This window comes from Chitinophaga sedimenti (assembly GCF_023156195.1).
GTDB classification, from domain to species: Bacteria; Bacteroidota; Bacteroidia; order Chitinophagales; family Chitinophagaceae; genus Chitinophaga; species Chitinophaga sedimenti.
Genome location: NZ_JAKUKA010000001.1, coordinates 2,443,553 through 2,465,029, shown reverse-complemented (window position 1 = coordinate 2,465,029; position 21,477 = coordinate 2,443,553). Strand labels below are relative to the sequence as shown.

General features: G+C 50.5%; 26 protein-coding genes and 4 pseudogenes. 17 read left to right on the top strand and 13 right to left on the bottom strand.

All coding sequences use genetic code 11. The features are described 5' to 3' along the window. Positions 1 to 87 precede the first annotated feature (87 nt). The 5 genes and pseudogenes from MKQ70_RS14085 to MKQ70_RS41230 all read left to right on the top strand — a co-directional run. Positions 88 to 764, top strand: a pseudogene (locus MKQ70_RS14085) (ABC transporter permease); the annotation flags it as partial. A 15-nt stretch (positions 765 to 779) separates the two neighbouring features. Then, positions 780 to 926, top strand: coding sequence for a hypothetical protein (locus tag MKQ70_RS14080; RefSeq protein ID WP_248072121.1), 147 nt, complete (start codon positions 780 to 782; stop codon positions 924 to 926). Between the two features lie 202 nt (positions 927 to 1,128). Next, positions 1,129 to 1,545 (top strand): SRPBCC family protein, encoded by a 417-nt coding sequence (locus MKQ70_RS14075; protein ID WP_308199464.1) that lies wholly within the window; start codon positions 1,129 to 1,131, stop codon positions 1,543 to 1,545. Between the two features lie 6 nt (positions 1,546 to 1,551). Further along, positions 1,552 to 2,043, top strand: coding sequence for an SRPBCC family protein (locus tag MKQ70_RS14070; protein WP_248072117.1), 492 nt, complete (start codon positions 1,552 to 1,554; stop codon positions 2,041 to 2,043). 75 nt (positions 2,044 to 2,118) lie between these two features. Continuing rightward, positions 2,119 to 2,555 (top strand): annotated as a pseudogene (locus MKQ70_RS41230) (DUF2911 domain-containing protein). 542 nt (positions 2,556 to 3,097) lie between these two features. Here the strand turns inward: MKQ70_RS41230 and bioA are convergent. Next, positions 3,098 to 4,254 (bottom strand): annotated as a pseudogene (gene bioA / locus MKQ70_RS14060) (adenosylmethionine--8-amino-7-oxononanoate transaminase). Between the two features lie 202 nt (positions 4,255 to 4,456). Between bioA and MKQ70_RS14055 the strand changes: the two are divergent. Further along, positions 4,457 to 4,753 (top strand): GNAT family N-acetyltransferase, encoded by a 297-nt coding sequence (locus tag MKQ70_RS14055; RefSeq protein ID WP_248072115.1) that lies wholly within the window; start codon positions 4,457 to 4,459, stop codon positions 4,751 to 4,753. Positions 4,754 to 4,782: 29 nt separating this feature from the next. Beyond that, positions 4,783 to 5,148, top strand: a complete 366-nt coding sequence (locus MKQ70_RS14050) for a hypothetical protein (protein WP_248072114.1) — start codon at positions 4,783 to 4,785, stop codon at positions 5,146 to 5,148. Positions 5,149 to 5,419: 271 nt separating this feature from the next. On the opposite strand, the gene MKQ70_RS14045 is transcribed toward MKQ70_RS14050, so the two are convergent. Both MKQ70_RS14045 and MKQ70_RS14040 read right to left on the bottom strand, forming a co-directional pair. Then, positions 5,420 to 5,590, bottom strand: coding sequence for a hypothetical protein (locus MKQ70_RS14045; protein WP_248072113.1), 171 nt, complete (start codon positions 5,588 to 5,590; stop codon positions 5,420 to 5,422). Positions 5,591 to 5,836: 246 nt separating this feature from the next. After that, a complete protein-coding gene (locus tag MKQ70_RS14040; protein ID WP_248072111.1) occupies positions 5,837 to 6,706 on the bottom strand; it encodes an aldose 1-epimerase family protein in 870 nt (289 codons plus the stop codon). Positions 6,707 to 6,780: 74 nt separating this feature from the next. On the opposite strand from MKQ70_RS14040, the gene MKQ70_RS14035 reads away from it, so the two are divergent. Beyond that, positions 6,781 to 7,500, top strand: coding sequence for a 3-ketoacyl-ACP reductase (locus tag MKQ70_RS14035; protein ID WP_248072109.1), 720 nt, complete (start codon positions 6,781 to 6,783; stop codon positions 7,498 to 7,500). Between the two features lie 31 nt (positions 7,501 to 7,531). Here MKQ70_RS14035 and MKQ70_RS14030 read toward each other — a convergent pair whose 3' ends face one another. Continuing rightward, positions 7,532 to 7,741, bottom strand: coding sequence for a hypothetical protein (locus tag MKQ70_RS14030; protein ID WP_248072107.1), 210 nt, complete (start codon positions 7,739 to 7,741; stop codon positions 7,532 to 7,534). Positions 7,742 to 7,818: 77 nt separating this feature from the next. Here MKQ70_RS14030 and MKQ70_RS14025 point away from each other — a divergent pair, with 77 nt between their 5' ends. Together MKQ70_RS14025 and MKQ70_RS14020 are read left to right on the top strand one after the other, a co-directional pair. Then, positions 7,819 to 8,256, top strand: coding sequence for an epoxyqueuosine reductase (locus MKQ70_RS14025; protein ID WP_248072106.1), 438 nt, complete (start codon positions 7,819 to 7,821; stop codon positions 8,254 to 8,256). 172 nt (positions 8,257 to 8,428) lie between these two features. Beyond that, the gene (locus MKQ70_RS14020) at positions 8,429 to 8,689 is read left to right on the top strand and encodes a 4Fe-4S double cluster binding domain-containing protein (protein WP_248072104.1); all 261 of its coding nucleotides are present in this window, start codon (positions 8,429 to 8,431) and stop codon (positions 8,687 to 8,689) included. A gap of 111 nt (positions 8,690 to 8,800) precedes the next feature. On the opposite strand, the gene MKQ70_RS14015 is transcribed toward MKQ70_RS14020, so the two are convergent. Beyond that, positions 8,801 to 9,820 carry a DUF2167 domain-containing protein gene (locus tag MKQ70_RS14015; protein WP_248072102.1) on the bottom strand — a complete coding sequence of 340 codons (1,020 nt, stop codon included), beginning with the start codon at positions 9,818 to 9,820 and terminating at the stop codon, positions 8,801 to 8,803. A gap of 142 nt (positions 9,821 to 9,962) precedes the next feature. Between MKQ70_RS14015 and MKQ70_RS14010 the strand changes: the two genes are divergently transcribed. From MKQ70_RS14010 to MKQ70_RS13995, 4 genes are all read left to right on the top strand, one after another. Beyond that, entirely contained in the window at positions 9,963 to 10,718 is a 756-nt protein-coding gene (locus MKQ70_RS14010; RefSeq protein ID WP_248072100.1) for a DUF4197 domain-containing protein, read from the top strand. A gap of 275 nt (positions 10,719 to 10,993) precedes the next feature. Further along, positions 10,994 to 11,800 carry an SDR family oxidoreductase gene (locus MKQ70_RS14005; protein ID WP_248072098.1) on the top strand — a complete coding sequence of 269 codons (807 nt, stop codon included), beginning with the start codon at positions 10,994 to 10,996 and terminating at the stop codon, positions 11,798 to 11,800. Positions 11,801 to 11,903: 103 nt separating this feature from the next. Then, on the top strand, positions 11,904 to 12,935 hold the full coding sequence (locus MKQ70_RS14000) for a lactonase family protein (RefSeq protein ID WP_248072096.1): 1,032 nt from the start codon (positions 11,904 to 11,906) through the stop codon (positions 12,933 to 12,935). A 124-nt stretch (positions 12,936 to 13,059) separates the two neighbouring features. Further along, positions 13,060 to 13,818: a ThuA domain-containing protein gene (locus MKQ70_RS13995; RefSeq protein ID WP_248072095.1), complete on the top strand. Its 759-nt coding sequence runs from the start codon at positions 13,060 to 13,062 to the stop codon at positions 13,816 to 13,818. Between the two features lie 13 nt (positions 13,819 to 13,831). On the opposite strand, the gene MKQ70_RS13990 is transcribed toward MKQ70_RS13995, so the two are convergent. Next, on the bottom strand, positions 13,832 to 14,227 hold the full coding sequence (locus tag MKQ70_RS13990; protein ID WP_248072093.1) for a ribosomal maturation YjgA family protein: 396 nt from the start codon (positions 14,225 to 14,227) through the stop codon (positions 13,832 to 13,834). An 89-nt stretch (positions 14,228 to 14,316) separates the two neighbouring features. On the opposite strand from MKQ70_RS13990, the gene MKQ70_RS13985 reads away from it, so the two are divergent. Both MKQ70_RS13985 and MKQ70_RS38420 read left to right on the top strand, forming a co-directional pair. Continuing rightward, on the top strand, positions 14,317 to 14,619 hold the full coding sequence (locus MKQ70_RS13985) for an SRPBCC family protein (RefSeq protein WP_248072091.1): 303 nt from the start codon (positions 14,317 to 14,319) through the stop codon (positions 14,617 to 14,619). Continuing rightward, entirely contained in the window at positions 14,574 to 14,741 is a 168-nt protein-coding gene (locus MKQ70_RS38420) for an SRPBCC family protein (protein WP_282456479.1), read from the top strand. The genes MKQ70_RS13985 and MKQ70_RS38420 overlap by 46 nt, the downstream gene beginning before the upstream one ends. Here MKQ70_RS38420 and MKQ70_RS13980 read toward each other — a convergent pair. From MKQ70_RS13980 to MKQ70_RS13965, 4 genes and pseudogenes are all read right to left on the bottom strand, one after another. Next, a complete protein-coding gene (locus MKQ70_RS13980) occupies positions 14,731 to 14,871 on the bottom strand; it encodes a hypothetical protein (RefSeq protein ID WP_248072089.1) in 141 nt (46 codons plus the stop codon). The two genes, MKQ70_RS38420 and MKQ70_RS13980, sit on opposite strands and share 11 nt — an antisense overlap. 23 nt (positions 14,872 to 14,894) lie before the next feature. Next, positions 14,895 to 16,037 (bottom strand): M23 family metallopeptidase, encoded by a 1,143-nt coding sequence (locus MKQ70_RS13975; protein ID WP_248072087.1) that lies wholly within the window; start codon positions 16,035 to 16,037, stop codon positions 14,895 to 14,897. A gap of 34 nt (positions 16,038 to 16,071) precedes the next feature. After that, a pseudogene (locus MKQ70_RS13970) lies at positions 16,072 to 17,408 on the bottom strand (glycoside hydrolase family 125 protein). 262 nt (positions 17,409 to 17,670) lie between these two features. Continuing rightward, a complete protein-coding gene (locus MKQ70_RS13965; RefSeq protein WP_248072085.1) occupies positions 17,671 to 18,129 on the bottom strand; it encodes a DoxX family protein in 459 nt (152 codons plus the stop codon). 286 nt (positions 18,130 to 18,415) lie between these two features. On the opposite strand from MKQ70_RS13965, the gene MKQ70_RS13960 reads away from it, so the two are divergent. Beyond that, positions 18,416 to 19,216: a helix-turn-helix transcriptional regulator gene (locus MKQ70_RS13960; RefSeq protein WP_248072082.1), complete on the top strand. Its 801-nt coding sequence runs from the start codon at positions 18,416 to 18,418 to the stop codon at positions 19,214 to 19,216. 54 nt (positions 19,217 to 19,270) lie between these two features. Here MKQ70_RS13960 and MKQ70_RS13955 read toward each other — a convergent pair whose 3' ends face one another. Genes MKQ70_RS13955 through MKQ70_RS13945 form a run of 3 tightly spaced genes read right to left on the bottom strand, consistent with a single transcriptional unit; the run spans position 19,271 to position 21,201 of the window. Next, positions 19,271 to 19,957 (bottom strand): pirin family protein, encoded by a 687-nt coding sequence (locus MKQ70_RS13955; RefSeq protein WP_248072079.1) that lies wholly within the window; start codon positions 19,955 to 19,957, stop codon positions 19,271 to 19,273. Further along, entirely contained in the window at positions 19,947 to 20,471 is a 525-nt protein-coding gene (locus MKQ70_RS13950) for a hypothetical protein (RefSeq protein ID WP_248072078.1), read from the bottom strand. Before MKQ70_RS13950 ends, MKQ70_RS13955 begins: the two co-directional genes overlap by 11 nt. 1 nt (position 20,472) lies before the next feature. Beyond that, positions 20,473 to 21,201, bottom strand: a complete 729-nt coding sequence (locus tag MKQ70_RS13945) for a dioxygenase family protein (RefSeq protein ID WP_248072077.1) — start codon at positions 21,199 to 21,201, stop codon at positions 20,473 to 20,475. Between the last annotated feature and the right edge of the window lie 276 nt (positions 21,202 to 21,477).

Here is a 21,477-nt window from a genome sequence, read left to right as displayed (position 1 = left end):
TAAGGGCACCGATACCAGCAGTGTGCTGTACAAGGCCTGGCCGCCCGTTCCGGCGTGCAGCTGGTTACGGATAACAGTCCCGCCGAAATGCAGCAGGAGTTGGAAAAGGGGCATCTTGCAGCGATTATCCGCATCACTTCCCGCTCGGGCGGACTTATTCCCGACGATGCCGTGGAAGTGAAAACATCTTCAGCGGCGGCGCAGGACAATGCCGTGTTCCAGTCGGTATTATCAGAAACCATTGCCCACCTGAACGACCGGTTTTACCAGCGTCCGGGCACGGTGGCCACGGTAACCAGTGAAGTGGTACCGGGCAGGCAATACAAAACCATCGACTTTATCCTCCCCGGCCAGTTAGGATTTGCGCTATTGAGCGCGGCCGTTTTCGGTACGGCGTTCCTGTTTTTTAGTTTAAGGCAAACGCTCGTACTCAAGCGATTCTTCGCCACGCCGGTGCACCGGGGATATATTATAGTAGGCGAGGGGTTGAGCAGGATGATTTTCCAGCTTTTCGGCTCCGTAGTCATTATCGGTATCGGCTATTTTGCCTTTGGATTTACCCTGATCAACGGCTTTGCCACCTTCCTGGAAATGTTGCTGGTGTGCGCATTCGGGCTCATTGTGTTTATGGGTTTCGGGTTTGTGGTGAGCGGCATCGCAAAAACCGAAAGCACGATTCCTTTCTTAGCGAATATTGTCACCTTACCGCAATTTTTGCTGGCGGGTACTTTTTCTCTGTCGATGCGTTCCCTATATGGTTACAGCCAATTTGCCGCATCATGCCGCTGACGTACCTGAACGATGCGTTGCGAAAAATAGCCTTTGAGGGCCTGCATGTCTGGCATGTATGGCCGCAGTTACTGGTGCTGGCTGTGTGGGGTGTGATCGTTTACCTGGTTGCGATCAAGGTCTTCCGTTGGGAATAGGCGTTTGAATTTTGAAAGAATAGCTGTAACTTTTACTTTCCAGAATGCGAATGACTTTAACAAAAAACCTGCAATATGCAAGCCTTGTTTCTCATCATTGGGGCCATTGTCGTGGTAGTGCTGGTGTTTTTATCGTGTCCCTCTTTCTACCGGCAAAAGTACATGTGGCGCGAACCGTTTTTGTGAGAGCGCCCGCAGAAAAATCTTCCACGAAATTAACAGCCTCCGTAACTGGCGACACTGGTCGCCCTGGCATAAACAGGACCAGGATCCCGGAATGAAAAATGTGTACGGTGCTACCGAAGAAGGTACCGGCGCTACCTATCGCTGGGAAGGGCTGCGCCACCGTAAAACCGGCCGTGGCAAACTGATTATTACTGCATCCAAACCTTTCCGCTTCATTGCCACCGATATTTATTTCATGGGGCGCGGACTGGTAAAAGGGGTGTATCGCCCGGACCCTTCGGAGGGCGGCACCACGGTTACCCGGAGCTTTGAGGCGTATACGGGCAACCATCCTTTGCGGAAATTAGCGGGATTGCTGATGGACAAGTGGATGGGGCGGGATTTTGAGACCGGATTAAACAATTTGAAACAAATAACAGAATTTAAGGCTTAAAGAAACATGATGCGTGGTATCCGGATGCTGCTGGCTTCACTGGCAGTACTTTTAGTAATTATCTTTTTATTTTCCCTATTATTTTCTTCTACCGCGAAAATGCAGCGTGCTGGTGTAATCCAGGCGCCGGCGGTAGCGGTATTCGATCATTTGCAGGATACTGCTGCCTGGAAATACTGGTATCCCTGGCCGGTAAGCCGGGACCCCGCGCACGGGAAGCTGGTGATCGACAAAGTGGTAAAAGACTCGCTGATCCTATACCGGGTGCTGTCTACCGACGAACGCCTGAACATCAACGGCAGCATTTACCTGACGCAGACCAGCCCGACCGCTACTACCATTAACTGGTCGATGGAACGGCATGTGGGGGTACTGCCCTGGTGGAAGCTCCGCGGCCTGCTCATGGACAAGTTGTACGGTCCCGCCATGGAAAAGGGGCTGAGCGACCTGAAAAAACTGGCGGAAGGTCAGCTGACCGATACGAGCATGGCGCGCTGATTTCTATAAGCGGTGCGTTTATTTGTCTTATTAGCCGTAATTTCCACTTCAATTCACACAAATAAAAAGTTTCTTATGAAAAAAATGCTCGTTTGGTTATCGATGGTACTGATCGGTACGAACGTAATGGCGCAAAACCCGCCTAAAAGCCCCCGCGTAGAAGTTGCTGGTACTAACGTTAAAGTAGCTTACGGACAGCCCTCCAAAAACGGAAGGGAGATCTTTGGCGCCCTGGTGCCTTATGGCCAGGTTTGGCGGACAGGAGCCAACAAATCTACCGACATCACGTTTGAGAAAGACGCTACTTTCGGCGGTAAAAGGTGAAAGCGGGTACTTACGCGCTGTTTACTATTCCCGGTGAAAAGGAGTGGACCGTAATCCTGAACAGTGTAACTGGCCAGAGCGGTGCGTTCGAATATGATAAAAACAAAGACAAAAACGTATTGGAAGTAAAGGCTCCCGTACAGGCAACTGCCAGTGTACAAGAAAAAATTTACGATCACTTTGCCTAAGAACGCGGTGGTGTTCGAATGGGACAAGACGAAAGTGAGCGTTCCCCTTAAATTCTAACGGAAACAATACTTCAATAAAAGCCCCCTGTTGCGAAAGTGACAGGGGGCTTTCTTGTTTATCTATTTGATTATCATGAGTTAGTGGCGTTGCGGGGTTAAGTCCTAAAGTAGGTTTACACCCTGGTAAAATACTCACGGCTAAGACGATCCTTACTACATCCTTCGCTGATCCTTCGCTCATCCTACGCTAAAACCGCTTCCACGGCCGATTGAACGTCCAATGAGCGAAGGATCAGCGAAAGATGGTCTTAGGATAGTGTCAGGATGTTATTGCAGTCCCCTGCAATCGCCGCTGTATCCGTCAGATATTCGGTAAAAGGAAGCAAAAAGCCCCTGTTGCGGAAGTAACAGGGGGCTTTCTTTCTTCTGTTTGTTCAACGGAACAGCGTGTCCTTTAATGGACTGTAACCCCAAAAAAGCGGTTTAGCGGTACGTTTCCAGAAAACGCCTGACACTGTTATAAATAATTTCTAACTCTTCATCTATGATGCAGTAGGGGGCAGTATATAGATAGTGTTTCCCAGCGGGCGGATCATCACCTGCTGCTCCCGGAAGAAGCGGTGGATCGCCGCGGCGAGTTCATTGGTATAACTATCCGCCCCGTTTGTTATTACTTCGAAGGCCAGCAATGTGCCCAACTGCCTTACCTGTTTAACCACGCCGCAGTCCCGGAGCCATCCGGCGAATTGCTGGTGTTTTGCCGCCACCCGCTGCCTGTTCGCCAAACAAGCCGGCTGCACAAACAGTTCCAGGCTTGCTAAAGCCGCCGTACACGCCAGCGGGTTGGCCGTAAAGGAATGCCCGTGAAACAGGGTTTTAAGCTTATTCTCGGACAGGAAGGCGTCGTAAATGTGCCGGGTGCAGGTGGTAACCCCCAGGGCAATGGCGCCGCCGGTAAGTCCCTTCGACAGGCAAATGATGTCGGGAGTGGTCTGCAGGTGTTGCATGGCGAAGTCCTTACCCGTGCGGCCAAAACCTGTAAAGATTTCGTCGGCGATGAGCAGGATGCCTTTGCGCCGGCAGTGCTGCAGCAGCACTTCCAGGGAGGCCGCATCGTATACGATCATTCCCACAGCGCCTTGCAGCAATGGTTCGAATATGAAGGCGGCGGTGTCTTCCGCGAGCTGGTCGACCTGGGCGAACAGCGCCTTTAGGTTATCCGCCGTTGGCAGTTCGAGGAAGGTCACGTCAAACAGGTACTGGTCGAATGCCTTGGTGAACACACTCCGGTCGCTTACGCTCATAGCGCCGAACGTGTCGCCGTGATAGGCATTGCGGAAAGCAAGGAGCCTGCGTTTGGGCGCACCATTGTTGTGGTGGTACTGGATCGCCATTTTCAGTGCTACTTCTACTGCAGTGGAGCCGTTATCGGAGTAAAACACTTTCTGTTGCGATCCGGGCAGCAGGGGAGCAGTTGTTCTGCCAGTGCTACGGCAGGTTCGTGCGTATACCCGGCGAAGATGCAATGTTGCAGCTGCGCCGCCTGTCCCGCAAGCCGCTCCGTGATATGCGGATGTGCATGCCCGTGTATGTTCACCCACCAGCTGGACGTGGCATCGATGTAACTACGTCCGTCCTCATCGTACAACCGGGCGCCCTCGCCCCGAACGATGCCGATAGGGGCCGGCGCGGTTTGCATTTGTGTATACGGATGCCAGATAACGGCCTGGTCCCGCTCGCTCAAGGTTTTTCGCATGGCGCAAAAATAGGGCATCATGGCCCAATGCGACCTGTTTAGCAAAAAAATCGTACCTTTGTGCTGTCGTCATGTAATTAAACCTACTCCCTTTTGCCACAAGCGTTAGCCCCAACTGTCGAATTTCTTTAACTAAAAACATATTATGAACCTGAATGACATTGCAGTAGTTGAAAATGAAGGCGCGCGCCAATTTGAATGCCGGATTAACGGAAAACTCGCTAAAGTCGAGTATATGATGGGCGGTGGACGGATGTTCCTCACCAGCGTCGACGTTCCCGCGCAACTTCAGGAAGGCGTTGCCCGTGCGCTCGTCGAAAGGGTTTTTGAAATTATCGCAGACCGGAAGCTCAAAATGGTACCGTTGTGTCCTTATGTAACAACCTTCATGCGTCAGCATCCCCAGTGGAAAAAATTGCTTGCGCATGGAATCCATGTTTGATCTTTTCATATCAAAAATTGATAAACAACATGCCCGTTAAGAATTTTGATGAGCTGCACCAGCAACACCAGAACTGGAAACTAGACCTGTTAAAAACAGAAAAAGAGATTAAGGCACTGCAGGACGAGCTGACGGATCTTTCTCCGAAAGCTTCTTCCACCGATCAGCGCATCCAGGTAGAACACCTGCAGAACGCCCTCATCAGGCAGAAGGTAGTCGTGAATGACAAACTTCAGGAAATCACCAAAATAGACAAACTGATGTCCGAAGAAGGCGCTAACAGCGAGGCGTTACTCAAACTCGACCATCTTCAACAGGAAGACATGGAACAGTTCGACCGCCTGTTCTCCGAACTGCGGAAGGAGTTTAAAACATTCAGACAATCACTCGGATAGATTGTTCTCATGTTATTAAAGGGCGGTACAGATAACTGTACCGCCTTTTTTAATAGGTACAACACGTACTGAGCTTGATTGACGGCTGTTGTACCTCCCCTTTTGCCGGAATCCGCGTTAATATCCCCGATCGCGGAATTCCAGAGAATGCAAAAAAACAAAAGCAAGTCTTCCTGTGGTTTTCCAATGTATATGGTGCACGAACGGCCTGCCGCTCGCAACTTGTGTTTAGTGAGGACTGTTTCTCAACCGTTGAAACAGTCCTCTTTATTTACCAGACTGGAGTGGTTGGTTGACTGGCGCGCTTTTCGGGGCGCATAAACACCAATGGATGATAAGGCCGGCCTATGGTCGTACGGCAATAGTTAATCAGTACAGGTTGGATAGGTGTTTGTACGGCACGGCCGGCGCCCGTTTTACGAGCGTTGTTTTCTCTTTTCATAAATTGATTTTTTATTTGGGAAGGATATCCGGCGGGAGGGCTAACAAGCCGGCAGACTTACCACGCAACCCTTGAGCAGGGCCGCCGCCGATGGTTATTACTTATCGACACAACAAATGTATGCTGTCAAAATGAGAGTGAAATTTTTATTTTAAGAACCTGCTTCTTATTTTATTAAACATGGCCCGGAAAAGTAAAGGCTGCCCGGAATGAGCAGCCTCGCGGGTTACAAGTATTTTCATCTTCCTAAAAAAAAGTAACGGACCAGCTTTTTTCCCAGGTGGCGCCGGCAGCCAATTGAATGATACCTTCTTTTTCCGCCAGTTCCCCGCTTGCGTTTACATGATCTGCAATACCGCACCATGGCTCCAGGCACACAAAGTCCGCATCTTTTGCCGACCAGATGCCGAAGTAAGGAAAGCCATCGAAATGCATCTCTACGCCATGGGATGTTTTACCGCTTTTGAGGGCGATTTTATCGGATGCCATGTGTTTTAACACAAGTGCATCGGCGTAAAACAATTGTTTATGCAGGGAGAGGCGCTGCTCGTTCCGCAACAATGATTCGGGCGCCAATTCGATCAGTCCTTCCGGCGACAGTGGCCATTTGCCGGTGTTTTCGGACTTCGAGAATTCGAGGTAGTAATCTTCGAAGGCGGTATCGTTCGTTAAAGGCACCTTAAAGGCAGGATGCGCGCCCACGGAAAACCACATCTCGCCATCGCCTGTATTTTGCACGATATACGTCACCTGCAGCGAATTTTCCCGCAACTGGTAACGAACGCTAAAGGAAAATGGAAATGGGTACACCGCATGGGAGGCGTCGCTATCATGAAGTGTAAACGTAATGCTGTCCTGCGTTTGCTCCGATACGGCAAACACTTGGTCACGGGCGAACCCATGACGGCCAAGCGTATATGTATTGCCTTTATGTGTGTATTGATTATTCTTTAATCCACCTACAATAGGGAATAGGACTGGACTTTTCTTTCCCCAGAAGGCGGGGTCGCCGCTCCAAAGGTATTCGAGGTTTGAATCGGTGCGCGTGATGCTTTGCAGCTCCGCGCCTTTTTCCGCAATGCTGATGCTGAGTAGTCCATTGGATAATTGCTGCATGTTCCTGTGTTTTTCGGTCTTGTTGTACAAATATAAAGTTCGCTACCTTTGGCAGCAAATTAAAACAGGAACTTATGGCAGTGTTATTAAAAGGAAAAACCGCGCTGATCACCGGCGGAGGAAGGGGAATAGGGAAGGCATTGGCGGTAGCCCTGGCGGCGGAAGGCGTAAACATCGGGCTGATGGGTCGTTCGGCCGCTACGCTCGAAGAAACGGCGGCGCTGTTAAAAGACAGTGGCGTAAAGGTAGCTATCGCCGTGGCCGATGTGTCCGACCGTGAAGCGGTAGAAGCAGCGGTGGCCAAACTGGAGGCGGAAGCAGGTCCTGCGAACATCTTGCTGAACAACGCGGGTATCGCTAGTTTCGGCGGCTTCCTGGACCTTGACCCGGAAGAATGGGAAAACATTATTAAAGTAAACCTGCTGGGCGTGTATTACGTGACCCGTGCTGTATTGCCGGGCATGATCGAACGCAAAGGCGGCGATATCATCAATATTTCATCCACAGCCGGACAACGCGGCGCACCGCTGACCAGTGCTTACAGCGCGTCAAAATTCGGCCTGCTGGGGCTCACAGAATCATTGATGCTGGAAGTGCGCAAACACAACATTCGTGTAAGTGCGCTTACTCCCAGCACTGTTGGTACCGATATGGCCATTGAACTGAAACTGACAGATGGCAACCCGGATAAGGTAATGCAGGCGGAAGACCTGGCCGAGTTCGTAGTGAGCCAGCTGAAGTTAAATCCGCGTGTGGTATTGAAATCCGCCGGTTTGTGGTCTACCAACCCCTAATATTGGAACGCGCCTGCATGTTGTGGGCGCGTTATTTCCTTTTCCCTGTAACCACCATCACGATACCTGCAATCGCTACTACTGCGCCTGCATAAGTGGGCCAGCCAATCCATTTATTCTCTTTCTTGTTGATTTCCAATGGGCCGATGTTAGCCACTTCTTTTTCTGTTTGTACGGAAAAGCCGCGGAATACGATCATGGCGATGCCAACGATAATCAGGATGATGCCAAGTGTTCTCATGGTGAAGCTGTTTTGGTTAATCTAGCTAATCAATACGCATGCCACGGCCGTTGAAATGTTTCGTAACTTGCGCCCTTATGCTGCCGGTGGATCAATACACGCGTTTTATCAAGCAACGGGCCCGTGAACTGGGCTTCGATCACTGTGGTATTGCCAAAGCCGAACAACTGGATGAAGACGCCTATCGCCTGGAGCAATGGCTGAACAAGGGCATGCACGGCAATATGCAGTACATGGAGAATTACTTTGATAAGCGCATCGATCCGCGGAAACTGGTGGATAATGCACAGTCGGTGATCACTTTGCTGCTCAATTATTACCCATCGCAGCAACAGGTGGAGGGGGCGCCTAAAATCGCCAAATACGCTTATGGAAAAGATTACCACGAAGTGATCCGCACACGTTTGAACCATTTGCTGGCCGATATGGAGGAACAGATCGGGGAAATTCACGGACGCGGGTTTGTAGATTCCGCCCCGGTCCTGGAACGTAGCTGGGCAAAAAGAGCGGTTTAGGCTGGATCGGTAAAAACGGGAACCTCATCCACAAACAGGCAGGTTCGTTCTTCTTTATCGCCACGCTGATCGTAGACGTGCCGCTGGTATACGATGCCGTCACCGGCGATTACTGCGGTTCCTGCACGCGCTGCCGGACGCCTGTCCCACCGGCGCCCTCACTTCCCCAACGGTGGTAGACGGCAGCCGCTGTATTTCCTATTTCACCATCGAACTAAAAGACCAGCTCATCCCCGATAAAATGAAGGGCCAGTTCGAAGGCTGGATGTTTGGCTGCGATATCTGCCAGGATGTTTGTCCCTGGAACCGCTTTTCGAAACCGCATAACGACATCGACTTTACGCCCGTGCCCGAGGTGCTTAATTTCTCTACAAAGCAGTGGGAGGAGATGACAGAAGAGGAATTTAAAAGATATTCCGCCAGTCGCCGTTGAAACGTAGCAAATACGCGGGTATCCGCAGGAACCTCAAGTTCCTCCGGCCAGGTGAGTAATAAAAAAGTGCAACCCTTCCGGATTGCACAGCTATTAACATAAAGAAGATTGTTACACTTGTCGTTGCCCGTTGTCGGTGGTATCCGCGGCAGGCTGCTCGTCCACAACGACCACTGCTTCTTCCGGTCTTTCTTCCGTGACATACGCAGGCGCTTCGTTATTTTTCTTCCTGCCGGTGATCAGCTTGCGCACCCATGCACCGATGGCAACAAAGCCGAATACGATGAATTTCCAGCCGGCGGCCAGGAATTTCAATACTATCGCAAAGAAGCCTGCTTTGGCCAGTACTTTACCGGCGACGAGGCCACCAATACCAACAGCGGCTACCTTATCCAAACCAGAATCGAAGTCACTGTAAGCATAATTCTTATTAAAGCTTGCGATGTTCAGGATCTGGTCGATGTTGGCGTTTACCAGCGGCAGTTCGTTGATGGTGCTGATAGCGCGAAGCGACAGTACGCCTTTACGGCCGAGTACACGCACATCATAGTTGAGCGTATTCACTTCCGCATCGCCGGCACGGAACTCCTGCGCCCAGTGCAGAACATTACGTTGCTTGTCGTAGAAAGGCTTTTGTGCCCAACCCACCGTGTGGATGGTGAAGTATCCCTGCTTGGCGCGTTCTTCATTTTCGGCAACTTCGTCTTCCTTCATCTGCTTCAACATTTTGTCGTAGTCGATTTCGGCGGCGTCATCGTCTTTTACGTAGCCGGTTTCTTCGTAGGTTACCACGAAAGAATAGCTACTATCCTGCAATACCTCGCGGTTAGCCGGGAAAATCATACCCGGACATCCGCAGCAGCAGAAGGAGGGTTGCCCCATACATCTACCAGTACTCTTCGGCTTTGGGCAGCATCCGAATTTAAAACCGGCAGGAATGTTCAATGAGATCTGGCCGTTGCTCAGGTCTATTTTACCGGTTTGGAACTTAAAGGAGGCGTTGACAGAATCCATCATCTGCATGGTGGCCAACAAATCCTCAACATCAGTAGTGTCTTGCGCAGGGGCAGCCTTCACGCCAAATAAGGAAAGACAGATTAACAGGGTAAGGGTAAGGGATCGTTTAAACATTTAAATAATAATTTTCAACAAGATGCAAAAATTATTTTAATGTTAGTTACGGATAACGGTTTTTTAACAAAAGAAGCATTAATCTCTATATTAGCAACGGTTTAGTAGTATTTCTATACCTGTACGGAAAGAGGTATTATATTTGCCCTCAAATTGCAAGCAATACACCGCATATGAAGCGTCTTTTATTACCAGCAGCAGCACTGGTGCTCCTTTTTCCGGTTGCGAAACCACGCAGCAGATTCTGAATAATTTGCCCGCCACCACGGGCACTGGACAGCCGAACACCTTCCAGATCGCCAATGGTCTGAAGGAAGCGCTTACCATTGGTACGCAGAACAGTACCAATCGCTTGTCGGCTGCCAACGGCTTTTTCGCCAATGCGGCGTTGAAAATACTGATGCCGCCGGAGGCGGTGAAGGTAGAATCGACCTTGCGTAATGTAGGCTTAGGCAGTGTGGTGGACAAGGCTATATTAGCCATGAACCGTGGTGCGGAAGAAGCGGCAAAGGCAGCTACCCCCATTTTTGTAAGCGCTATCCAGGGGATGACCATTACGGATGCATTGGGCATATTAAGGGGAAACGATAGTGCGGCTACCAGCTACTTTAAAGGTAAAACCACGGCGGCGCTCACCAATGCGTTCAGCCCGGTGATCCAGCAAGCGTTGAAAAACGTAGATGCGACCAAATATTGGGAAGATGTGTTTACCGTATACAACAAGTTCTCGAAAACACCGGTAAATACTAACCTTACAGCCTACGTAACGGAAAAAGCGATAGCCGGCATTTTTCATGAAGTGGCCGTAGAAGAAGCGAAAATCAGGAGAGATCCGGCCGCGCGGGTGACCGAATTGCTGAAAACAGTATTTGGCAGCTCATTGGCAACGAACAGATAAATATAGAGGCGGCTGCAATAGCCGCCTTTTTTAATGCCATAAAAAAGTGCGGCGCATCGCCACACTTTTAATCGGATAAAGGACGCTTCATCCTGCTATCTCCATTTGTACATTATCGGTTTTAATCAAGATAGATAAAAAAATTACACTTCCCCAATGCAGTTTTACAGCGGTGAAGGCAGCTGGGTATAACCGCTGTAAGCTATCTTTGAAAGATATGGAATAGTATTTGACCCCGGGAGTTGTTGTTATCATTTCACCCAAAAAATCAGCACGTGGAAACTACGTTAAAACTGAACGGACAAACAGCGATTGTAACAGGATCCAGCAGCGGTCTCGGAGAGGCTATTGCACTTGAACTGGCATCGGCGGGCGCCAATGTCGTGGTGAACTACCACTCGGGCGACGATGAGGCCGAGGCGGTGGTTAAACGCATCGAGGAGCGCGGTGGCCGCGCCATTGCCGTGGGCGCTGATGTTGGCGAAGAAGCCGATGTGAAGCAAATGTTTGCAAAGTGTATAGCGGCTTTTGGGTATGTGGATATCCCGGTAAACAATTCGGGTATTCAGCGCGACAAAGCTTTTCACGAGATGAGCCTGGACGAATGGAACCAGGTGATCAATACCAATCTCACCGGCCAGTTTCTCTGCGCCCGTGAAGCGGTGAACATCTTTCTCAAACAGGGGATGCGCGGCGTAAGTAAGGCTTTGGGTAAAATTATCTGTATCAGCAGCGTGCACGACGTTATTCCCTGGGCCGGCCATGTTAACTATGCAGCCAGCAAGGGTGGCGTAATGATGCTCATGAAGAGCCTTGCACAGGAACTGGCGCCGAAGAAAATTCGGGTAAACAGCATATCGCCGGGCGCTATCCAGACGCCTATCAATAAAGAGGCCTGGGGAACGGACGAGGCACTTAATAAATTGCTTGAGTTGATTCCCTATGGTCGCATCGGTCAGCCTGAAGATGTGGCAAAGCAGGCACTGTGGCTGGCTTCCGACGAAAGCGACTATGTAACGGGGGCCACCCACTACATCGACGGAGGTATGACCTTATACCCCGGCTTTGCAGATAACGGTTGATTTGGTATTTTGTGTTATGCGTCATACATTTTTACAATGCTGCCTTATGCTCGCGCCCCTCATATCCGGAGCGACCGAGCCGCCCAAGGCCAAAGATCACTTTATGTTGATAGGTACATATACCTCGGGAGAAAGTAAAGGTATCTACGTTTACAAGCTGAATACTACTACAGGTAAAGCTGAACCGGTGAGCGTGGCGGAGGGGTTAAAAGACCCGTCGTTCGTGACCGTGGCGCCGAATGGGAAGTTCGTGTATGCGGCCAGCGAATCGCGGAATAGTGTGTATGCACTGTCGTTCGACAAAGCCAGCGGTAAACTGCAGCTGCTGAACGAGGAAAAGGTTGGTAGTGGCGGCCCCGCGCATATCAATATGGATAAAGGGGGAAAGTTTGTATTCACCGGTAACTACGGTGGCGGCAGTTTATCTGTATTGCCGGTAAAAGCAGATGGCCATGTAGGTGCGCCGGTACAGGTGATCCAGATGAAAGGGTCGGGGCCGGACAAAGCGCGGCAGCGCGAGCCGCACGTACACCAGGTCACGTTTTCGCCGGACGGTAAGCAGGTATTCGCGCCTGATCTGGGTACGGATAAAATCATGATGTACGATTTCAATCCGGCTGCTAAGGAACCGCTAACGCCTTCCGCACAACCATTTGCGGCAATTGCGCCGGGTGGTGGGCCGAGGCATCTCGTGTTTCATCCTAACGGTAAAACGGCTTATATCGTGCATGAAATGACCGGGTTTGTAACAGCTTTTACTTACGCCGATCGTAAGCTGACGCCGATTCAGACGATATCAACGAATACAGCTGATTATAAAGGATCGAACTTTGGCAGTGCGGACATTCATATTTCGCCGGACGGCAAATACCTGTATATGACCAATCGCGGTGATCTTAACAACATCGCTATTTTTAAGATAGATCATGGGAAGCTGTCGCTCGTAGGCCATGAGTCCACACAGGGCAAGGGACCGCGTAACTTTATGATTACGCCGGACGGCGGGTTGTTGCTGGTAGCAAATCAGCAAACGAATAACATCGTGGTGTTCCGCCGTGATAAACATACGGGTAAACTGAGTGACGCGGGACAAACGATCAGCGTGCCCGCCCCGGTTTGCGTTGTCTTACCATAACAAATTGACAAATAATATCGATGAAAGGGGCCTGGTGCCCCTTTTGTTTTATGCGCCCCTTTGTCTATCTTACTGTATGTTCCGCGTTCTCTTATTTTTCATATTGATATCTCCCCTTGCGGCTTTGAGCCAGCAGCCTGCTTTTAATGTGATCGGTTTTTATACCGGTATCAACGACCGTGCGCACGTCAGTTATGTGCAAGAAGCCAACCGCTGGTTAGCGGAAACTGCCGCTAAACATAACTTCCACTATGATGCTACCAACGACTGGCGTAACATGAACCCTCAGTTTTTATCGCGTTACCAGGTAGTACTGTTTCTCGATACCCGGCCCGATTCGGCGGATCAGCGCAAGGCATTTGAGCAGTATATGGAAAATGGCGGCGCCTGGATCGGCTTTCACTTTTCGGCTTTTGCCCTTACGCCCTCGGGTTATCCGCAGAACTGGGACTGGTATCATGAAAGATTCCTGGGAGCAGGACAATATAAGGGTAATACCTGGCGGCCTACATCGGCGGTATTGAAGGTGGAGAACCGGCCGCATCCTGTTACGCAACATTTGCCCGATACCTTCCGCTCCGCGCCCAATGAGTGGTACAGCTGGCAGCATGATCTGCGCGACAGTGCGCATATCCGCATCCTGCTGTCTATTGATAAAAGCAGCTTTCCTTTGGGTACCGGGCCCAAGCAATGGGAAATATGGCACAGTGGCTACTACCCCGTGGTGTGGACAAATACCCGCTACCGCATGCTGTATGTGAACATGGGGCATAACGATATCGATTACGAAGGAAAGACCAACCGCGAGTTGTCGCTAACGTTCGCGAATGTACTGCAACAGCGGATGGTCCCGGATGCTTTGCTATGGCTGGGCAAAAAATAGCGCGCGGTTAAGGTCATGCGCCGGTGGACGTTTTTGCGGGCGTCTTCTTTTTCCAACCTTCAAGGAGGATAACGGTCGCAATGCCCAGCGTATAGGCAGCCATATCGACCCACTCGAAGCGGTTGCCGATTAAGACGTTAAAGAAGCGGGAATGGGAGAGGCCGAGCACTTTTACGAGTTGGAAGTGTTGGGCGGTTTCCAGCGCATAGGCGAAGAGTAGGACACAGGTAGCGGCTACCTTCACCGGAAGATTTACGAAGGCTTTTAGCGTGCAATACAGCCAGATGACGGCCAGGAAATCGCCAAAGTAAGGTCTGATAAACTCGTCGCGGACGTAAAGGGCAATCAGGATTTCTACCAATAATAAAGAAAATGACAGCAGGAAGTAACGTTTGTGAAATCGAAACATGCGGCAAGTTACCTTCCCTAAAATAAATTTGTGTAACCAATAGGTTTTATTTAAGTTTGAAACCGATTGGTTACAATAAACTTTTTTATATGGAACATGCACCCTTTGTGATCGAAAGAACATATGATCACCCTGTAGCAAAAGTCTGGAAAGCCCTTACCGACAAGGCGCAGATGAAGCAATGGTACTTTGACGTGCCGGATTTTGCACCGGTTGTCGGACAGGAGTTTTCGTTCATTGGCAACGATGGCGATCTCCGGTTTAATCATTTATGCCGTGTAACGGCGGTGGAGGAGCAGAAAAAGATCGCTTATACCGGGCATATGAAGGGTATGAGGGCAGTTCTTTGCTCACGATCGAACTGTTTGATGAAGGGGGCAAAACCCGCCTGAAACTTACGCATGCCGGCCTGGAAACCTTTCCTCCGCTTAGTTCTTTCCGCAGGGAGAGCTTTGCCGGCGGCTGGAATTACTTCGCTAACGAGGCGTTACCCAAGTTTCTCGCTACAGTTTGATCCACCCTGCTGTTTCCTGGTGTTGCACGTAGTGGTATTGGTTATATGAACCCAATACTGCTACGGTAGCGCCCTGGGACACTTGTGCTTTCCGCGCGGCGAGGGAATCCGGCGCTTCGCGGAGTGCCACGGCGGAGGGTACTTTTAATTGTCTCAGGGGGAACTCATTGCCGTTACTGCGCTGCTATTCACGTAGCCCGAAGATTGATCGGGCAATACTACCCTGTAGTAGTTGCCCAGTGCAGCCAGCACGTTTAATGGCGTGTTTTGCGGCAGGTGGCGGAAGGTTGTATCTCCGTCCGGCGCGGCATACACCTTGACCGGCTGTTTTGTACGCACCATTCCTATATTTCCGCTGCCTGTGATACGTGGCGGCGTTTTCACCTGCGGGTTCACAAATGGCAAAGGATCTACTGCACCACCGGTGGCGTAAATGCCGAAATGCAGATGCGGCGAAGTATTTTTGGCGTTGCCCGTATTCCCCAGCAATCCCAGGGTATCGCCTGCGCGCACCTGTTGTCCGGAACGCACCAGCTGCTCGTCCAGGTGAGCATAATAAACGTGATAAGGCTTCCCTTCCGGCCTTAACCATACCACTTTTCCACCCAGGTTCGTTTCTTCCACGCGGTACACGCTTCCATTTGCGACAGCGAGTAACGGTGTGCGTTTCTTTCCGAATATGTCGATACCCTCGTGGCGGCGTGCACCTGCGTCGCGGGCGGCGCCCCAGAAGCTGCCAATACTGCTGCGGTTGCCGCCCTGTACTGGAAAGGCCAGCGAGGGACCGGCGGTGATGGATAAAGTATAAGCCCCGCTGGTAAGTAGTTCCGGCTGCATGCGCAGGAATAAACTGCCATTAGATGCGGCTTCGTATTCCAATACATTCGTGGCGGTATCGGCTGCGGCCACTGCTTTGGGGCCATTGCTGCCCGGTTCCCATAAATCCATATATACCACGGCTTTCGGGCGCGAGGTAACGGAGAGGGTAATACGCAGTTTTTCACCCCGCGTTATGGGAAAGCTTAAGCCTATGGCAATTGGTTTTTCGGCTGCGAAATAGCCTTCTTCGCTGTACGGGATGGTGACTGGCGATGGTTGGGCAAGGCTTTGTGCGGCCGCTCCCGTCCACAATACACCAAGGGCGGTTTTATCCAGGCCGGCGTCGCTGAGGCGGGCAGTATAAATCTCATGCGGGGTCCGACTGCCGAACAGTCCGGGACCGGGTGTTTTACAGCCCGTAAAAAGGCCACTATCAGTATAAAAGGGAGAAACGGTTTCATAGGGGAGATGTAACAAAAAAGGGCCGCTCCGCAGAGCAGCCCCGTTTATCTTAGGCCAGCAGGTGTGGCTTTTCTTTGTATACTTTCCAGAGGAACTCGCCGAACAGGGTGTTTGACCACGCAAACCAGGAGCGGGTAAACTTCTTCGGATCGTCTTTATGGAATGCTTCGTGCATAAAGCCGGTGTCGCCGTGGGTTTTACGCAGCATGTCCACGCAGGCTTTGATCTCCGCATCGTTGGTGCTGGTAAGGCCGCGCATGGTGATGCTCATGGGCCATATCATATCGCGACCCACGTGCGGGCCGCCAATACCTTCGCCGGCAGTGCCTTTGAAGAAGTACGGGTTTTCCAGGGAGAGCGCAAAGCGGCGCGTATTCTGATAAATCGGGTCGCTGATTTTTACCGCGTTGAGGTAAGGCATCGACAACAGGCTGGGTACGTTAGAGTCGTCCATGATGTTGAAGCTGCTGTAGCCGTCGGTTTCAAATGCGTAGATCTTGCCGAATTTAGCGGGTTGAAGGTTGCGTACTTTTTCAGGGCAGCGTCTACTTCATTCGCCAGTGCAGTGAGTTCGGCGGCCAGTGCGTTATCTTTTGAAATCGTTTTCACCATTTCCGAAGCTTCGCGCAGGCTCACCAGGGCGAAGAAGTTAGACGGAATGAGGAATTGATATACCGTAGCATCATCACTGGGACGGAAGGCCGAGCAGATGAGGCCTACAGGCTTAACCGGGTAACCGTAGCCGCTCATGGGCTGGGTGTCGGTGGCATGCGGTGTGGTACGCTGGAATTTATACGGACCGAGGTCGTTTTTGCGTTGTTGCTCCTTAAACGTTTTAAGAATTACGGCAATCGACTCTTTCCACTGTGCGTTGAATGGTTTGGTGTCGCCGCTGATTTTCCAGTAATTGTAGGCAAGGCGGATGGGGTAACAGATAGAATCGATTTCCCATTTACGCTCGTGCACACCGGGTTTCATCGCGGTGTTATCGGAAAACCATTCGCCTTTTTTCCCGGGATCGCCGTAAAAAGCGTTGGCGTAAGGATCTTTAAGGATGCACGCGGTCTGACGGTTGATTACCCCGGCAATGAGGTCCTGCAAAGGTTTATCCTGTTTGATGAACTGGATGTAAGGCCATACTTGTGCGGAACTGTCGCGCAGCCACATGGCGTCAATGTCGCCGGTGATTACATAAGTATCGGGTACGCCATTTTTCACTTCATGAAACACCGTAGTATCTAGCGTGTTCGGGAAACAGTTCTCGAATAACCATCCCAGTTCTTCGTTCTTCACGTTTTTCTTAAACTCCGCAATCGCATTTTCCACGGCCTGGGAGGTGAATTTTCTTTTGGAAGCAGGTGTTCTCACAACGGGAAAAGCAGCCATAGGAGGCATCGCAAAAGCAACTTTGTCGGCAATCATCAGGCCGGCGCCAAGTACACCGGCACTCCTGAGGAAGTTTCTTCTTTCCATTTTCAAATCGTGGTTTTTTTAGCGGGGTAAAGATAACAATTCAGATGACTTGACAATCGCTAAATGTTTTATCGATTTAGCATTAGTACAGGAGCGGTTCTTAGTAGGTACTAAAAATAACAAAAGCCGGGAAGACCCGGCTTAATGTTTATATGAACAGATAAATAAGATCAGGTTAATGCCTGGTGGTTTTAGGCGCAAACAATCTGTAGTCAACGGCGAATTTTCCCGGGCCGGATACCAATAGCAGCAGGGCTATTGCGAAATACACCAGGGCCAGTTCAAACGAAGGCCCACCTTTCATATCAACAAATGGCTGCTGAAAGATAACGGCATGCATGTAAATAGCCACGCCCATGGTAACCATTAGCCCGAATGCGGCGATGGGGGTAATAAAACCTAGTATGAGTGCAATACCGCCGCCAAACTCAGCTACCGCGGCCAGCATTTGGAAGATGGCCGGTATCATCAGTGGCGATTCGGGAGGACTCCAGCTCAACGGCGTCTGAATTTTACCCCAGCCATGATAAAGAAAAGCAACGCCGACTACCAGCCTCAATACAAGTAATGCGAATGAAATGCCGTTGGTGTATCCAGGTCTGCCGAGCAGCGTTTGTGCGAAGGTTTTTGCCATAGTTTGGTATTTTGGTGAGCAAATTACTGTAGGTTGATTTTTAAGGGTTTATACTATTAACAGCGATTGTCCGAAAAGGTTCAGCCTACAGGCGTTTTGCAATAGGGCGAGGCCCGTGGAATTCATATCTATGATGTTACAACGCATATCTTGTGCCAGAACGTGCATTATGGCGGCAGTGTGGCCTGAAAGGCATGACAGTGTTGTGTTTGGGCGCGATTTAATCGTCGATGTCGTTTGCTATTAATGTCTTTTTGATGTGGAAAAACCACCATATCTTTAATACATGGAGTTTAAGCGAATATTACCCCCTGCTTACCTGCGTCCGTATATTCGTTATTACTGGACCCTCGAAAGCCGTGATTTGCCGGCGGGCAGCTTCCGTACGATTGCAGACGGCAGTCCGGGGCTTATTTTCCAGCAGCCTGATAAGGGTACACTGTTCCAGTTTGATAAACAACTCCCGGATATTTTCCTGTTCGGCCAGGCCACCAAACATGCTACGTTGCATATGCGCGGTGACTTTTCGGCAACAGGCATCTTCTTTCAACCTAATGCATTAAAAGCCGTTTTCGGTTTGAATGCCGGTGAGCTGACAGATACCTGCATTGACCTGCGTCCAGCGGCTAAAAAGGCGGGTTTTTATCTACAAGAGCAGCTGTCGCAGGCGGTGGAGGCCGATCGTTTTAAAATCCTGTCTGATTACCTGCTTACATTGCTGCGTAAACAGCAGGGCCGCGAAGATGTACAGATGCAATACGCGCTTACACGGCTGGTTGAAAGTCGTGGTATGATATCGGCCAAAGTATTGAGAGATGAAGTAAACCTTACAGCGCGCAGCTTCGAACGGCGTTTTAAACAATATGTTGGTATGCCTACAGGCTTGTTCGCGCGCATCTGCCGCTTTCAATCTTCGCTCGGGCAATTGCGCAGTAACAATTTCGAAAAGCTGTCTGATATTGCATTTGAACATGAGTATGCAGACCAGTCCCATTTTATCCGCGCGTTCCGCGAGTTTGCCGGTTGTTCGCCCAAAGAGTATTATCAGCAGGCCATCGCCTTCACGGAAAACCTGGCTGCTATCTAATGCTTTCCCCCGATTTTCTGTTTCGTGCTATTTCCCGATGCCCGGCCTCTGTTACTAAACGCCGGCTTCTATTAAAAAGATGATCGCCTGGTTGCTCAGTGCCTCAAACTCCAGTTCCGGCGTGTCCCACAACGCTACGCCATCCCTTTCGTGCAGCAGGCGGCCGTTAACCTCAAACGCACCCTGGATAACAATTGCATAAGCGCCTTTCTCCGGATTTTTTAATGTATAGATACCCTCACTGCGCCCGTCGTATTTGCCCATGGCGAACGTGAGTCCAGGTAAGCCGTTGATATGCCATTTTTCCAGCGTATTGTTGGTGGCCATATCAAAGGTGAAAAGTCGCGGCGCTTTCACAACAGCCGCACTGGCCGTCTTTAAAAGGATGGTCATGTAATTCACGAGCTGCTGTGGATCACTGTACGGATTACCGATCGTCAGCAGATCGCCCTTACGCAGGCAGGTAAACATCATTTCGCCGGCGGCAATAATAGAATCGTTACCCCGGCCATCGCTGAAGGTAACGGCACCCACGACCGGCAGCAGCCACAGGTAGCTGTCTTCCTGCACCAATGTATCCAGCTGACGCCCGCCCGCTAACGTTTCGTCGTTCAGTGCATACAGTGCGCCGAAAGGTTCGCGGTGCGGTGCGTTAAATGTATAATATCTGCGGAACCAGTCGGTTTGGTGTACGGCGCGTTGGTCGGCTAGGTAAATGCGGCCGGGTGAATTATTTTTCATGCAGCACTTTTTTAATAGCATGAATGCTCACAAAGGGTGATAACCGGTATAAGATCGCGGGCACACTGTCATCACCGGTGGGCGCGCTTTCCGGGTCGCTCAGCAATAGATAATCATGTATCGTATCCAGCCAGTACAAAGGCCGGCTGTAAAAGTTGATGGCGACGCGGTGTTGCTGTATGGTAGCCCGGTCAGATTGTATGATCTCAAAGCGGAAGTTTTCGAAACGCAGGAACAGCTTACCGAGATTGTCCGTTACATCGGGCACGCGGCCGCCCAGTTGCCGCAGGTATCCGGTAACCGATGCACTCACCAGGAAATGCAGGGCAGCTGCGCCGTGCACCTGCTGTACCAGCTCCGCAAAGGTGCGGTGTTGTTTAAGCGGATCGAAAGATTGTGCCTGCATACGGAATTCCGTAAAGCTGTCTTCAAATACCATTTTTTCCCAGGGTTTGTCAGACTGGGCATCGATGATTTTCCGGTAGCTAAGGGTAATGGTTGTTGAAGCCGTCATGTTACGGAACGTTTAATTTAATTGCCAGCGTAAAGCCATCGGTGGTATTGCCGGTAACCGTGGCGATCTCTGTCCCCGCCGTATCATCGCTGAACACATTATCGTTTTTGTTGTAGGTGTAGCCGCTCAAACCTTTGCTGTAGCCATTTACTACGGCCACCGCCGAACCTGTTCCTTCCGGGAAGGCGATCTGTGTTACTTTCAGCGAGTTGCCCGAAGCGTCGTACACATGCACGTGGATGTGTGTAGCCCTGCCCTGGTACCAGCCGGGGAAGATAGATGTAAACTTCACCTGCCCGTTACTGTCAGTGGTTTGACGGCCGCGCAGGAAATGCACGCCCGTGTAGTTGGTGCTTTGCATGCCAGTGCCGCCATACTCCGAGTAATTCCCTTCTTTATCACAATGCCAGATGTCGACAATCGCGTTGGCCAGTGCCGCACAACCATTGCTGACTTTTCCGATGGTGATGGTCGCCGTCATTTTATAACCGGTGCGGCCATCGGTAATGTCACTTCTTACATAAGAAGATGGACTTTTAGTAGGGAAGGGTCCCTCTGTTTCGGTGGGCGCCACCACACAATCGGTAGATCCGGTACCAGGATTGGTGACCTCACCGCCGCTGCTGCTGCCGGTATCGTTGCTGTCTTTTTTGCAGGCGTTGGCCAGCGGTGCTACAAAGGCCACTCCCAGGGCTGCTAAGCTGTTTTTGATAAAGGATACTCTTTCCATGGTCGTACAGGTTTATGCTTGTTGTCAAATGTACCGGGACCATTATATTTCCAAAAGTGAGTGTCGATTAACCGGCAATTTTTGCCGGTCGATGCAGCAGATTATGAAATCGTTAACATATAATTATCTAGATAAATAAATATTCTTTTGTGCGTATCGACGGCCACACTAATTGGTACAGATTTTTACACAGTGTACCCGTATAAGTTAGGTGTCATAAACTTGTGGATAAGTCGCTTGCCCCTGAAAAGACGTCCCTTTTAATGGATGTGGTTG

Excerpts from the sequence above, each read along its gene's own strand:
- MKQ70_RS14025 (WP_248072106.1), top strand. The coding sequence starts at position 7,819 with ATGCTGCCGGTGGATCAATACACGCGTTTTATCAAGCAACGGGCCCGT.
- MKQ70_RS14080 (WP_248072121.1), top strand. The coding sequence starts at position 780 with ATGCCGCTGACGTACCTGAACGATGCGTTGCGAAAAATAGCCTTTGAG.
- MKQ70_RS14050 (WP_248072114.1), top strand. The coding sequence starts at position 4,783 with ATGCCCGTTAAGAATTTTGATGAGCTGCACCAGCAACACCAGAACTGG.
- MKQ70_RS14000 (WP_248072096.1), top strand. The coding sequence starts at position 11,904 with ATGTTGATAGGTACATATACCTCGGGAGAAAGTAAAGGTATCTACGTT.
- MKQ70_RS13960 (WP_248072082.1), top strand. The coding sequence starts at position 18,416 with ATGGAGTTTAAGCGAATATTACCCCCTGCTTACCTGCGTCCGTATATT.
- MKQ70_RS13950 (WP_248072078.1), bottom strand. The coding sequence starts at position 20,471 with ATGACGGCTTCAACAACCATTACCCTTAGCTACCGGAAAATCATCGAT.
- MKQ70_RS13945 (WP_248072077.1), bottom strand. The coding sequence starts at position 21,201 with ATGGAAAGAGTATCCTTTATCAAAAACAGCTTAGCAGCCCTGGGAGTG.
- MKQ70_RS14045 (WP_248072113.1), bottom strand. The coding sequence starts at position 5,590 with ATGAAAAGAGAAAACAACGCTCGTAAAACGGGCGCCGGCCGTGCCGTA.
- MKQ70_RS13990 (WP_248072093.1), bottom strand. The coding sequence starts at position 14,227 with ATGTTTCGATTTCACAAACGTTACTTCCTGCTGTCATTTTCTTTATTA.
- MKQ70_RS13985 (WP_248072091.1), top strand. The coding sequence starts at position 14,317 with ATGGAACATGCACCCTTTGTGATCGAAAGAACATATGATCACCCTGTA.
- MKQ70_RS13965 (WP_248072085.1), bottom strand. The coding sequence starts at position 18,129 with ATGGCAAAAACCTTCGCACAAACGCTGCTCGGCAGACCTGGATACACC.
- MKQ70_RS14015 (WP_248072102.1), bottom strand. The coding sequence starts at position 9,820 with ATGTTTAAACGATCCCTTACCCTTACCCTGTTAATCTGTCTTTCCTTA.
- MKQ70_RS14055 (WP_248072115.1), top strand. The coding sequence starts at position 4,457 with ATGAACCTGAATGACATTGCAGTAGTTGAAAATGAAGGCGCGCGCCAA.
- MKQ70_RS14040 (WP_248072111.1), bottom strand. The coding sequence starts at position 6,706 with ATGCAGCAATTATCCAATGGACTACTCAGCATCAGCATTGCGGAAAAA.
- MKQ70_RS13955 (WP_248072079.1), bottom strand. The coding sequence starts at position 19,957 with ATGAAAAATAATTCACCCGGCCGCATTTACCTAGCCGACCAACGCGCC.
- MKQ70_RS14030 (WP_248072107.1), bottom strand. The coding sequence starts at position 7,741 with ATGAGAACACTTGGCATCATCCTGATTATCGTTGGCATCGCCATGATC.
- MKQ70_RS14035 (WP_248072109.1), top strand. The coding sequence starts at position 6,781 with ATGGCAGTGTTATTAAAAGGAAAAACCGCGCTGATCACCGGCGGAGGA.
- MKQ70_RS14070 (WP_248072117.1), top strand. The coding sequence starts at position 1,552 with ATGATGCGTGGTATCCGGATGCTGCTGGCTTCACTGGCAGTACTTTTA.